The sequence below is a fragment of the Wolbachia endosymbiont (group B) of Cyclophora punctaria genome, assembly GCF_964028235.1.
Classification (GTDB): Bacteria; Pseudomonadota; Alphaproteobacteria; order Rickettsiales; family Anaplasmataceae; genus Wolbachia.
The window spans coordinates 1,230,095-1,244,238 of sequence record NZ_OZ034749.1; the positions used below are offsets into that span (position 1 = coordinate 1,230,095).

Consider the following 14,144-nt stretch of genomic DNA (forward strand, 5'->3'; position numbering starts at 1 on the left):
AACTTAAAGTCATTCAGCATTCAACCACTATGGATTTCAATCCATAGTGGTTGAATATTTGATCATAGGGCTTATCTTTGTTATGCCTTGACCTTAACACAGCTACATTTCTAGGTTTTTTTCCATCATCGTTTATAATGTTAGGATTAGCGCCTTTTTCTAGCAAAAATTTGATAATCCTTAAATCACCATAATATGCAGCATTATGTAGTGCTGTGCTTACATACTTGTTAATAATGTTTACGTTAACTCCCTCATCTATTAAAAACCTAACTATCTCTAAACATCCCCTTCTGCAGCGTAATGTAACGCAGTTAACTTAGGCATGTGTGTATCAGTATCTAATAAATTTTTTACTGAGAATTTTACAGTTTCTAAGTTACAATTTTGAGAAGCAATGCGTAATATCGTTTTATAATTATCTGCAGCTTTTGCCTTCATGTAGTAATAGGTAGCAATAATACATACTATTACTGTTATAAGCCACTAAAAATGCAGCTTGTTTTTTGTATCTTGACTTTCCATAAGATGGTACAAGCCTCCACCTTCTAGGTGGAGAAACTTTAGTTTGTCAATGTCATAACTGTACTTTATAAAGTATAGTTATGACGGAATATGACAAAGGAAAACACACTGTATTTTATCATAGGTACCATATAGTCTGGATTACAAAATATCGGTACAGAGTATTAACTAAGGCTATGAAGGAGAGAATACGAACAATCATAGCAGAAGTATCTGAAGAAATGGGGATTAAGATAGAAAACGGAGTAATATCATCAGATCATTTACATTTATTCGTAGTAATACCTCCTCATATAGCTGTGAGTGATTTTGTTCAAAGAGCCAAAGGCAGGTCTTCACGCAAAATTCAACAAGAATTTCCAGAGCTAAATAAAATGTACTGGGGAAAGCGTTTTTGGGGAAGAGGATACTTTAGTGCTACCAGCGGACATATCACAGATGAAGTCATTAATGAGTACATCAATAAACATACAGATGCACATCAGCCTCATTCTATATCTAGTATAAGATTGGAGTAGCTTTAGCTTCTCACCGCGCTTCCAGCGCTATATCCAACCTTTCGGCTCTCAGCCGATAGTGGTTGAGTCGGATAATCCATAACTGGGGTTTGTAGCTGTTTGTCCACTGTTGTGTTATTAAAATAGCTTCTAGGTTTATTATCAGCAATGTCATTAGGTTGATATCCACCATTAACTATCTGCTGCTTATCAAACATCTTTTCAATATTGCCTTTTAAAATACTCAAAAACTTCTCATTTTCCGGATAGGCTTCTTCTGCGGCTGAATATAATGTACTTGGTATTTTAGAATATCTTTCGTTCCTTACATGACCTGCTATATCTGAATACACTTTAAAAAAGTCAAAACCTTTCACTGATACACCAGATTGTTTAGCTGTTTTTTTAAGTGTCTTTTTAAATTCTTCCATTATATTAAGTGTATCAGCCAGCACTTCTTCATGAGTAGCAGAACAAAACTTAGGAAGAGGATATTTTTTATCTAGGAAACTTTGTAATAAGAAGAATCCTAAACCAAAATTGTTACTGATACAAACTTCACTACTAAATTGGCTAGTACCAGATGTATTAGAATAATTTGCTGAAGTTTCAGGCAGAGCAGCTCTCGAATCTAATAACCCACTCACAGAGCTTTTTACCCAACCAAATAAATCATTTATCCATGAAGATGGTCGTCTTGTACCACTACTCATTGTGTACTCACTTCTACGGTTTCTAATGTGCTGCCTATGTCTATGAGGTTGATCAGATAACATGACTTCTGTAAACACATCATCGTACACTTGATCCTTATATTCTTTTTTCACAACATTAACGTCTCTTGCTGTACTTATTTCTTTCTCATAATCTTTTAACACTATCTCTTTATCAGTAAATTTTATTGATAACGTTTTCATCTTAGGTGTTTTATAGAATTTACTAAGTGTAATACTGCAAAAATCATCTTTAGTAATAGTCGAATCAAAAGCATTAGTTATTATTAGATCATGACCATTACTACGAACAAACGTATTGTTTCCTCCTTTTCTAGGCGTGATAAGCTCAGCATCTTTCTCCACATCTTGACCCGTTACCACAATAATTTCTTTATCCTTTTCAAAGATCAAAGGTAGTGGCTTTAATTCTAATTCAGAACTTATTTTCATAGGCGCACTATCTGAGATAATACAAAGCTTTCCATACCAGTCCAAACCGTTTCTTAATCTTATTGTCAGCACTTCTACTGTTGGCACTTCTAATAAAAAGCTTTGCTTTACTTCTGTTTCTAACTTAACTAGCAAATCATTCCCATCTTGAAAAATTCTTGGCAGATTAATATGTATTTTCAAATCATCTTGTATTATTTTTATCACGTTACGTAAATCTAACGTATCTATAGAACTTGCTTGATCAGGATTGTAGATGTTTATTTGTGGCATAGAAAAAATATTATGTTCATATCTTTGCTCACCTGAGGCTATAGTAATTACGTATATGTTTTTACCACCATTTCCAATTAAGTGACTGTTATAGATTGGATTATTGTAAATTACCTCACACTTCCCATAGCCAAAAAGTATAGATTCATCACCATCTTGAACAGCGATAGTCATATTGAGTTTATTTGCTATAGCTGGGTAACTTTCTATAATTTCATCAATAGTTTTATTAGTATTCTGTATTGCATACAAGTTTCTTTCCTTACCTACTTTTATTTCAGCACTGTCTTTTAATTGATAGATTATATTGTTCATTATGTTATATGAGATAGATATACTAAAGTTACTATTTGCAACTTTTGAGGAAAAATCGAACTTTATACTATTGTGATCTTTAATATCAATATTCTGAATATCAGCAAGCAAGTAGTCAAATATAAACCTATGGTTATTTTCGAAATTAGCAAGTAATTTAACAGATGCACTACCTTTTTGAAATGGTACAATATAGTTAAAGTTACCTTTGAGTGCTAGATTATTTACTTCAGTGTAATTTCTAACTATTACTTGTATATCATAGACACAGTTATTATCTTTTATTTCCAAATAATCAAGTTGATCTTCCTTACCACCATTACCATCCAAGAATTTAGTTTCACATGCACTAAATATATGATCTGCCTTAGCTTTTCTACCAAGCACTCTTTCTACTGAATTAATTTGAAATCCAGAATAACCATATCTGTTGTACATAATAGTGCCAATATTTGTATTTAAATACACATTCACACTTACAGCTTCTTGAGCAAATTCAGTCAGATCTAAGGTATCAATTCCATCCTCTCCGTACAAAGACCCTTCTATCAGATCTCCCTGCAAAACAAAGATATCATTCTTATTTCCTCCATAATATTCTTTAGACCCATCATTCACTACAAATATGTTCGAACTATCCTTAAATCCTTTTGCATAATCTTCACCTTCTCCTAAATTAATCAGAGTATATCCTTCTATCTTGTTATCAGATAAACCAATTGCATTTTTACATAAATATGAGCCATAACTTGGAGCAGGCTCATCATCTCCTTTTGGTAAACAAAACAATTTTCCACCACTTGGATTATTCGGCCTTGCTCTGCTCCATTTTATATCATTTCTTTTTCTGTCAAGCAGTACTGTACTGTCTAAATCTATCTCAAATTTAGTTGTACATTCTTCAGTATAATAATGTCTAATCCCAAGTGATGTTGTGTGCAGCACTTTACGACAAGAATTCACAACTGATTTACCAGTAGGGAATACATAGCTTTGAATATCACTATACTCCTTTAAATACTCAAATCCTTGCTTAACTAATTGGTTATAAAGTTGTTTTTCTTCCATTAACTTTTCTACATATTGTTCAGGTCGCATACCTATAAATGCACGCAATCCTTCAATAAATTTTTCTCCTCTAGTTAAGTGAATAATTTCATCAATTTTATCAACTCTCTTTACTGCCATATAAATATCAGTGTAAATAAATACTGCAGTGCCAACTCCTGCTCCAATAGGTCCAGTAATAGATGAAACTCCTTCTAATACTTCAAAACCTTTAGCAACTTCAATCCCAATCTCTGCAGCGTCAACTCCCAGGTAAATGCTATCTCCTACTACGCCAACCAATGCTCCTTCTGTACCATTTTTAAATGCTTTTACCTGATTTACTAAATCATAAATAATAAAGGCAGAAGTACCTCGAGCAAGAAAAGGTGATGCAACTCTTAAAGACCTACCAAGTAATACCTTTTCTTCTGAGAGCAAATTTAATCCTTTACGAGATGCAACTTCAGCAACTTTAGCAAATCCTTGACCACCGGCAATAAAGCCAACATTAATTGCTACACCCTGATAATCTCCGGTTAAAAAGTCAGCTAAAATATTTTTAGCTATCATTCCATGCATAGTTATGCTAGAGATTTTCTTTACTCTATTTAAATGATTCATGACCTTCTGATTACTGGTAAGCTTATTGACCAAATTGCTAAACCTACCCTTAACTTGCACTTTATCTTCTAGCTCAATTAGCTGAGAACGTTTTTCTTCTGGTATATCTTTTATATAGTCAATAAACTTTTTACTATCTATTTTAATTTTACTAAAATCTCTTTTCTCATCTTTTTCTGTATTGAATTCATCTACGTCTTCCCAAGACAGTTTACACTCCCCAATCTTCGCTTCTCTTTTGCTCTTTCCTGAACTCGTACTTGGCAAACATTCTTCAACTTTACCTCTTTGATATATTACAGACACCCTTTCTAACAACTCTTTTGCTCTCTGAACATTACCTAAAGCTCCATCGGCAATAGCTAAATCTTCTAAGGCTATAGCTACTTCAAAATGATTTTCTCCATAATGCTTCTCTAAAATAGGTAAAGCTCTTTCTAGCAACCCCTTTTGTTTCTGATAATAACCTAAAACTTCATAACTGATACTCAGGTTTACTAATGTTTTAGCTACTTCAAAATGTTCTGCTCCATAACATTTCTCTAAAATAGATAAAGCTCTTTCTAGCACCTCTTTTGCTTCTTCAGAATCACCTAACATTAGATAATACATACCTAAATCTTCTAGCATTATCCCTACTTTAAAATGCTCTGCTCCATAGTAATTCTCTAAAACAGGTAAAGCCTTTTCTAGCAAATCTTTTGCTTCCTCATAATCACCTAAAGTTTCGTAAGCATTACTAAGATTTGCTAGAGCTATAGCTATTTCGAAATGATTTTCTCCATAATGCTTCTCTAAAATAGGTAAAGCCCTTTCTAGCAACTTTTTTACTCCCTGAGTATCACCTAAACCTCTATAGGCGATACTCAAATTTACTAATATTTTACTTACTTCAACATGATCTCTTTCATGATATTTCTCTAAAATAGATAAAGCTCTTTCTAGCACCTCTTTTGCTTCCTGATTATCACCTAAGGCTATATAATCAGTGCCTAAACTTTCCAGAATCATACCTATTTCAAAATGCTCTTCCCCATAGTGCTTCTCTAAAATAGGTAAAGCTCTCTCTAGCAACTCTTTTGCTCCTTGATAATCATCAAAGTATCTATAGATGTTACTTAAATTTACTAATATTTTAGCTACTTCAACATGATTTTCTCCATAATGATTCTCTAAAATAGGCAAAGCTCTTTCTAGCAACTCTTCTGCTCTTCCATAATCATCTAAAGCTATATAAGTGATACCTTGATTTGTTTTAGCTATAGCTACCTGAAAATGATCTTCTCCATAATAATTTTCTAAAATAGGTAGTGCCCTTTCTAGTAACTCTTTTGCTCTCTCATAATCACCTAAAGCTATATAACTGATGCTTAGATTTACTAGTGTTATAGCCACTTCAAAATGATCTTCTCCGTAATGATTCTTTAAAATAGGCAATGTCCTTTCTAGCAACTCCTTTTGCCTCTTAGGATTACCCAAGTTAAGATATCCGTTACTCATCAATATCAACAAATTCTCAAGATAATCCTTTTCTATTTTTTCTTTATCTTGAGGATTCTTTTTTAACCAACTATCTATACGTGATAAAAATGCCTCTAAGTGCGGTAATAATTCTCGTTTTTTTAAATAGTCTTCTAATTTATCACTACCATAAGGAAAACTTGCTCTGAGTAGCTCGAAAGTCTCTTTCATAACTTCTTCGCTTTTACCCTCTTCTTCTAACGCTATTTTTGTCACTTCTTGAACTAATTTATGAATACTCAACACACCTTGCTCTTGTTCACCATTAACCATAGAATATTTTATAAGTAAACGAACAGCAGACCTTAATTCCTCTTCATTATTTCCTGTCAAATCTAAAAAGAATTCTCTACTAATATTGTCAGGTGCAAGATAAGAGATAACATCAAGAATCCTTAAAGCTAAATTTCCATGCTTTTCATTGCTTGCTATCTTATCGATTGTAATCTTCCAAGTTGTGAAAGTTGTTTTTGCATAGTTATTATCAATTCCTCTAAATCCTTCATAATTAAGCAAATCTTTCGCTTTTTTCTCATATTCCTTTAGGTAATCATCTATATCAAATTTTCTAGTAACTCTTTGATCTTCAATATATGATATTGCTTGCTGTATAGCTAAAGGAAAGTGTTGTAATTTCTCTACCAAAGCTTTTATCTTTTCATTTTGAGATTCATCTTCTATACTAAAGCCCTTTTTTACAAATTCTATCGCTTCTTCTGACTTTAATTCGTTTAGATTAATAACTTCTATCCCCCTTTCCCACTCTCGATTACGAGAAGTAATTAAAATATAAGGTCCATTACCACCCGGTAATGAATCATGAATTGGTAAAAACTTATTCAAATAATTACTTTTCTCGGCATCATCAAAAATAAACAAGCTTTTACTATTACTGAAAAATTCATAAACCTCTTCTATGAGAGCTTTTATATCCTTTTCTTTTCCATTCTCATCTTTTATATCAATTCTTAGTTTATTCTTCGCTAATCGAGTAAATGATTCAACAAGAGCTATCTCACTTTCAGCATTGATCCATATAACGTTGTCATAACAATCTTTACTATATTCTTGAACATATTGTCTAGCTAACTCAGTTTTTCCTATTCCTCCTAAACCGCTAATTGAGGTTATTTGTGATATTACTGTTACTTTTTCTGAACTACGTTGTATCTTATTATGTAGGTCAATTAACTCTTCCCTTCTTCCAGCAAACAAAATTACTGGCTTTTTCACATTAAACCAAATAGGCTCTCTTGCTACAATTGCATCATATATCTTATCAAGCTTTTTATCTATTTTCTCGAAACTTTTTTCACTTTCTTTCCTTCCTTCTACAATAGAATCTGCTATCTTGTGACGTTGCCTACTGGCTTCCTGATATTGACTCATTAATTCATCAAAGACTCCCTTAATCTCATTTTGATTACTTTCTATGTAACCTGATAACTCATTAAAATTCTTACCTATATAATCCTCTAATTCATTGAAGTTTTTTTCAGCTTCCTGTTCCATTTCTCCTTTGAATTTGCTTAGTAACCTCTCTTCGACTAACTTCGGATCTTGCTTATTAATCTCATTCAATAATTCATCTTCCCATTCTTCATTTGTTTTCCCATCTGACTTTAAAACATACCTATACTCTTCTCTGGGAGGATTTTCTTCACTGTATTCTTTCATGAATTTTTTTATTTTATTTTCCAACTCCCACTTCAAAAGAAGACGATAGCCATATTTGCTAGTATCACTCTTTCCATCTATTCTCCTATAGTATTTATCAGCACGACCATCGCTCTTTATCGTTACTAATCCCGCTTTATCAAATATTTCTGCAGTATTCCATGAATTTTTACTTTCTAAAGTATGTCCTAGCTTAATATGAGGAACACCAGTGTAGGTTTGTTTATATCTTTTTGATTCTCCAAAAATAATACCCTCAGTAATTGAGGAAGCACAAAGCTCTTTTTCAGTATTTTTTCTATAGTAATCAACCACTCTATTCACAGCATCTTCTGCTAATTTTGTCATTGCTCTCCGCCAACTTCCTTCTGCTGTTACTTGTATAAATTGGCTCTCAAAACTTTGAAAGATTTCAATACCAGATTTTACTAACTCTTCCCTGACTTTGATTGGATCCTTTTTAAATATATACAATTGATCTATCAGCTTTTTAAGCTCTGCTCTATTATAACTACTACCAATGCTGGATATTGTTGCTCGAAGAATGTTAATTCCAATAAGAGGAATTACTTTTGATTCCGCTTCTCCTTGTTCTGTTCCACCTTTTCCTATATATATTATCATATTAACAAAATCAGCCCATTTACCTTGCTTTCCTCTTTGATTTTCTAGTCTCTTATAGTACTCTGATAAAGAGCGTTCATAAATAAAAACAAAATCTTCAACAAACTTTCTTAGCTTTTCATGTACTTCCTCCTCCTGTGCAGAAAGTCCTTTTACTTGATCAGAAAATTTTTTTAAATGTTCTTCTAGAGTCCTAATAATCTCTCCCTTATTTTGTTGCTTAGCAATATCTAGTGGAGTTTTACCTTGATTATTTTTAATATTTGGGTCTATACCAGACACATTCAAAAGAAGTTCAACAATGTCTTGATGATTTTTGCTTACAGCAACATGTAGTGGTGTATTACCACCATCATTGAGATCAATATCATTAATATTTTCTACTTGAGTAAGTAACCCTTCAATTTCACTAATCTTATTTAGCTGAGGATTATCCGTTCTATGCTCACGTATCGCAAGAAACAACTTGGCAACATTAATATCATTAGGGTTATATTGACGTCTTATTCTATTTTTAAATTGAAAAGATTTTTCTTCCCTATCTGAACTAGTTGCTTGTGGGTTAGTCTTTATATCTTGCATAAAATCCCTCTCTATTTCATATAAAAACCTAAATTTTGTTATATGCTAATAAATAGAATTGGCAATGCAAGTAGTTCTTATGTGTATTTTGATATTTTATCTTCAGGCTATTTTATTTAAGTTTTTGACTAAAGAGTTATATATCTCTTTGGCCTAGCAATACATTTTACTAAAAATTTAAATAAAATAACCATTTCCAGAACTCAAAACCGGCTAGTGAGAGAAGAGTTTGTTTTGGGATGTATTGATCTGGTATTTTTAACGAAAGTTTCATGTTTTATATCTATTCTTTATATAAGTTAAGTAGTTACTTAATTTTATAAATAACAAATATTAACTACTTATTATAAAGATGGTTATTTTGATACTTAATCTATCATGATTGATTGTAAGAAGAATAAAAAATTAAAATACCAGTACAATAGCATTGATGTCGTAAAGGATAGTAAACTAGAAACTCTAGTTGATAAGCATGAGGGAATATATGAAACTTATTCAGCTTCTGGACTGAAATATAGCCTACATGGTAATGTCTACCAATTAAAACTATTAATGCTCTTTTTAAACCGCGGTTTAAACAAAGGTTATGACTTCCGTCTAGCAACAGAATGGGATGATGCAGAAAAATTTGATGACTTAGTATTCCGGTATATCGATAATCAAGGCCATATCAGGTATCGTTTTCTACAGGCTAAACATAAATTAGATGAGAATAAAAAAATTACTGTGGGAGATTTACTGACGCAAAATAAAAATGGTGAATTTAACTTGGAAAAGTATTTTATTTCCTATTTAAAAATTAAAAAGAACAAAAGTTTTAAAGAAGGCATCTTAGAGGATTTTATTATCTGTACTAACATTGATTTTGGCAATGCAGTACAAGATCAAACAAGAAAACTCAAGAGCAATTCAATAGAAATCTTAGTAAAAACAATCAGCACCTATGATTGTTTTTTTCAAGATGGTGGCATAAGGTATAGATTAGAAAGTAATAATGATCTGATTTAATATTTCACACAAAGTAGCACAGCACAAGAAGAAATTAATGGACAAGGTATAGATCAAAAAGTAGAAGAGTTTCTTGCACATCTAGTATTTGCAGTAAATCAACCTAATGAGATTGTACTGGATAGCATTATTGGTAGAGAAATAGGAAAAAAGTTTAAGTTAATTGACTCTGATCTCATTTCACATGATTTTCAGAAACAGATGCTAGACTGGATGAAAGAGAAAGGATTAAAGGGAAAAGAAGGAAGATTTCTTTCGACTGACAATGGTAGGAAATTCTTTGATTTCATAGAAGAAAAAATACACAAGATAGAAATGGTAGGACCAACGTTAAGATATAGTAGAAAATTAAGACAATTTAATATTTTTTTTAAGAGTGGTAACTTAGCAAAAATTAAAAATTTCTTAAGTAGGGGTAAAAAACAGGTTTTGAACCTCGTAGCTCAACAGGGAACCAGATTGAGTGCTATTAAAGTCAATCAAATTTTGTATAGCCTATATGATAGTGAAGATAGCTTTATTCTCATATCTCTAGCCAACATACTAAGACTACAAGACAAGGTATTAAGTGCTTTTCAAGCAGAAAATACTGGGAATTTGTTGGTAATCAAGTGCAAAAATAAGGAAGTATACGATGTACAAGATTTATATATGAAGTTAAAGAATACTATAAGAGATAATATCAATAAAAAGATTATCCTTATTACTGGGAGTAACAACCATTTAGCCGATGCATTCAAAAATGATTGCAACATAGGAAGTAGATATCAAGAAAGCAATGATAATATTAAAGGCTTATGTGATCTTACTGTAGATTCACAAAATAAAATTTTAGAAAGAAAAGTGATTTTTCAAGGTGAGGAAATATTCCTCGGTGATTTATTGTCTAATAAAAAAGACATAATTAATGGGGAAACATTTTCTAGATTAATTAGTGGTCAAATTGAAATAGGTAGTACAGTTCCGAAATTAAACTGGATAGACAGAAAATGCTATATAGAACGTACATTTAGTAACGTAGAAAAAGGCATTTCTAATGCGGAAGAAATTACTGATAAGGTAGCAATTATAGCTGCTGATTCTGGTATGGGTAAATCTACTGTATTAACTCATTTGGCAGAACAGGAAAAAATTAACAGTGCTTCTACGTGGGTAGTTAAAATTGATTTAAGCGAATATGGGCAGTTATTAAATGCAGAAAACTTTAAAGGCTGTAGCAAAGAAAAGGCAATTGATTTTTTGTCAGAGATAATAAACTTGAATACTTATTTAGAAAAAGAATTATTCAGGAAGAGTTTTGATCAGCCAAACAAGGTTGCTTTGTTTTTTGATGGAGTTAGTTTTGCTTGCAAGGGAGCTATCACACTTCTTAAATCTCTAAAGAATACTCAAGTAAAAAAGTTATGGATAACTATTAGAATGAATATATACAAAAAACTAGAAAAGGAGCTAGATGTATTTTCGTATAAGCTGAATTCTTTGACAGCAAATCAGCAGAAGGAATTTCTAAAAAAGTTTTTTCAAGTCAATCTAAAAGTTAATAACATAGATGAAAGCCGTTTAGATTTCTGCATTCAAAAATTGTTTAATGCTTTTAGTAGTAGAATGAATATGAAAGAGGAATTTACATCTTCTCCACTGCAGCTAAAAATAGCAGCTAAAATTTTTCAAGATGATTTCCAAAGATTTTATAATGATAACAGTCAAGGTGAATTCCTACTGCAAGACTGCTTTGACCTAAATAATATATATAAAGAGTTTATTAAGACTAGATTTGACATATATTCCAGTATACACGAAAGAAATATAAGACCAAGTGATAGATTATCATTTAATAGTTTTTTTAAGCAGCGTCAATTTTTGGCTTTATACTTAGTTTTTGGAAAAGAGGTTTTAAAGTGTTTATATCCTAGTAAAATACAAGAAATAAATTCTTTGATAGAAGATATGAAGAAAGGAAATGGGTATGTTGGAGTAGTGGATGATATTATAGATGATAAACAGAAGTTTACTCATAATACTTTTACTGAATATCTTGTTAGAAGAGGACTTATTTATATATCCAACAAGCACAAAAAATATAAGCTAGAGCAGGAAGAACTATAAAGACAGTTGTAACCTAATCTTGCACAGTTGTTTTTGTAATAACGACAAAAAATAAGTTAAGGGATCTTGTCACATAGCTACTCATGAGAAGAATTTATGAAGCAAATTCAAAAAGAGATACACTAATATCAGTAAATTTGTTAATCAAGTAGCATTTTGAGAGCTAACCTTATCCGAGAAGAAGGTGCAGAAGACAGGAATATTTTTCATAAGAAGAATGATACCAATAAAAATCTTTTATTCTATTCAAGATATAAAGCTACCATACTTTCCTATATATTTTAGATAAATCTTTACTAATTTAATAATATATACTATTGATAACTTAAATAATTACACATTTCTAGTGTTTAAAATTAAGAGCGGTGAGAAGTGTTTTTCTTGGAATCAATTGGTCTACCAAACGATACATACGAACTTTTCTAGATAATAATTTCATTATACGCTGAAATCAGCTATATTGGCTCACTTTTACTAAACCTACGTACGAACTGTTTTGCCTAAGCTTATGAAAATAATTTAAACCTTCTATTTTTATAACCTTATTTCTATGCGGCTTGTTCTCGCAAATATACGACCTTTTTTGCAATTTTAGAAAGAGTCAATAATTCAAATTTTTGCAGCACTAAAATAGACGTTTCTTTAGTTACAACAAGGTCTATTTTTTCGTAAATAAAAATGTTTTATAATAATTAATTATTAGAATGAAAATATCATACTTGGCTCTCAAGAAATTTCCTGTTGTGCAGTGGTAAGGTTTGGAGAAAAAGATTGACTTGGCAACGATAATTTACTAGACTAAAGTTTATATTAAAATACAAAATGGGGTTGCGGGTATGGAATCTGGTTTGGATCACAATTACAATAAAATACTTGATATATTAAAAGGTGCTATTAAAGGCGACGATAATCAAGTTAAAGCAAGAAAACACCTTAGAGTAGAAAGATGGTTGAGGGCTTATATTCAATTAATTGAAGATTTTGATGAGGAAAAACTAATTTTTTTTTCTGATATATTCTCTGATAATTCTTGTTGGGATGGAATAAAATTAAAGAATAAAGCTGTTGGTGAAAGGCTAACTGAAGAAAAAAATAAAAATGGAAAAGAAAATCCGCTTGATCTTGCAGATAGATATTACTTGGCATGTAAATATTGTCTAGAAGATAAGATTCCTGGATTATTTGAACAAGTATTTATGAGATTTAAGAGAAGTGCCTTTGAAGAAGATGGATCTGATGATGATCTGAGAAGAGAATTATTGGAAAATATCGAAGAAACTAGCCCTATAGAAGCTTTCTGGTCTTTTCTTATTGATAAGCAGATTGGAAAACTAAACGAATATAAATCAGTTGAAGGTTTGCAAAAATCCATACAGATAAATTCTAATAAAAACTGGGAAGAAGGTATAGAGTTCTTCTATAATAAATTACACAATGATTCCAGTATTTCTAGTCAAGATAAAGATGATCTGTTAATTGAAGCAGCTTTATCTGCAGTAAAGGGTTACAAAGAAGTAGACACCATAGAGTTTTGCCTGTCTAAAATGGATGATGAGCAAAAGAAAAAATTACTAGATAGAGATTATAAGGAAAATACTTATTATGCAGTGTTGAATGTGCTAGTAGGTCAGTATTACTTTGATTCTTTTATGGAATTAATCCGATTGTGTAGTCAGATTGAATGTGAACGTTACACAACTTTTTTATCTTCATTATCAGATCAAGTACTGAAGAATCCAGATCTGTCTGAAGAAACAAAAAAATGTATGATGAATGTTTGGGAACGTATAATAAAATTAAAAACTCAAGACCGCGGGGAGCAATCTATTTCCTCTATTTTTGTAGACTATTCAGTTACATATACAATAGCAAATTTAATTGTGGATCCAAGTAGACAAGGGGTAAGTAAAGAAGAAATATTAGGGAAGATATTAAAGCACGTAAAAGAAATGAGTGGTGAAGAGATGATAAAGGTTAAAGATTCTGTATTAAGTAAAATTCAGTTATTTCATGGGGGTAAAAAATTGCAGTTAGGAGAACAAGTATTTTCTAAATTAGCTCAAGAAGCTTCTAAAGAATCAATTTTGCGTGAAGCTGGTGATACTTTGCCACAGTCAAGTCTCAGTACGACTGATACCCCATATAATATAAAATCTTTAAGCCATAGCAAATAGGAGTA

The 14,144-nt window shown here is 31.4% G+C and carries 5 protein-coding genes and 1 pseudogene; 4 read left to right on the top strand and 2 right to left on the bottom strand.

Annotation, left to right across the window (positions count from 1 at the left end; translation table 11 throughout):
- Positions 1–13: 13 nt before the first annotated feature.
- Positions 14–480: pseudogene (locus ABWU33_RS05880) on the bottom strand (ankyrin repeat domain-containing protein).
- Between the two features lie 125 nt (positions 481–605).
- Here ABWU33_RS05880 and tnpA point away from each other — a divergent pair.
- A complete protein-coding gene (gene tnpA / locus ABWU33_RS05885; protein WP_265024376.1) occupies positions 606–1,043 on the top strand; it encodes an IS200/IS605 family transposase in 438 nt (145 codons plus the stop codon).
- 2 nt (positions 1,044–1,045) lie between these two features.
- Here tnpA and ABWU33_RS05890 read toward each other — a convergent pair whose 3' ends face one another.
- Positions 1,046–8,851 carry a tetratricopeptide repeat protein gene (locus ABWU33_RS05890; protein ID WP_353280612.1) on the bottom strand — a complete coding sequence of 2,602 codons (7,806 nt, stop codon included), beginning with the start codon at positions 8,849–8,851 and terminating at the stop codon, positions 1,046–1,048.
- A gap of 378 nt (positions 8,852–9,229) precedes the next feature.
- On the opposite strand from ABWU33_RS05890, the gene ABWU33_RS05895 reads away from it, so the two are divergent.
- The 3 genes from ABWU33_RS05895 to ABWU33_RS05905 all read left to right on the top strand — a co-directional run bounded on the left by ABWU33_RS05895 (position 9,230) and on the right by ABWU33_RS05905 (position 14,139).
- Positions 9,230–9,859, top strand: a complete 630-nt coding sequence (locus ABWU33_RS05895) for a hypothetical protein (protein ID WP_353280614.1) — start codon at positions 9,230–9,232, stop codon at positions 9,857–9,859.
- A 213-nt stretch (positions 9,860–10,072) separates the two neighbouring features.
- Entirely contained in the window at positions 10,073–11,965 is a 1,893-nt protein-coding gene (locus ABWU33_RS05900; RefSeq protein ID WP_353280616.1) for a hypothetical protein, read from the top strand.
- 836 nt (positions 11,966–12,801) lie between these two features.
- Positions 12,802–14,139, top strand: a complete 1,338-nt coding sequence (locus ABWU33_RS05905) for a hypothetical protein (protein ID WP_096097233.1) — start codon at positions 12,802–12,804, stop codon at positions 14,137–14,139.
- Positions 14,140–14,144 lie beyond the last annotated feature (5 nt).

Excerpts from the sequence above, each read along its gene's own strand:
- ABWU33_RS05905 (WP_096097233.1), top strand. The coding sequence starts at position 12,802 with ATGGAATCTGGTTTGGATCACAATTACAATAAAATACTTGATATATTA.
- ABWU33_RS05900 (WP_353280616.1), top strand. The coding sequence starts at position 10,073 with ATGAAAGAGAAAGGATTAAAGGGAAAAGAAGGAAGATTTCTTTCGACT.
- ABWU33_RS05895 (WP_353280614.1), top strand. The coding sequence starts at position 9,230 with ATGATTGATTGTAAGAAGAATAAAAAATTAAAATACCAGTACAATAGC.
- ABWU33_RS05890 (WP_353280612.1), bottom strand. The coding sequence starts at position 8,851 with ATGCAAGATATAAAGACTAACCCACAAGCAACTAGTTCAGATAGGGAA.
- tnpA (WP_265024376.1), top strand. The coding sequence starts at position 606 with ATGACGGAATATGACAAAGGAAAACACACTGTATTTTATCATAGGTAC.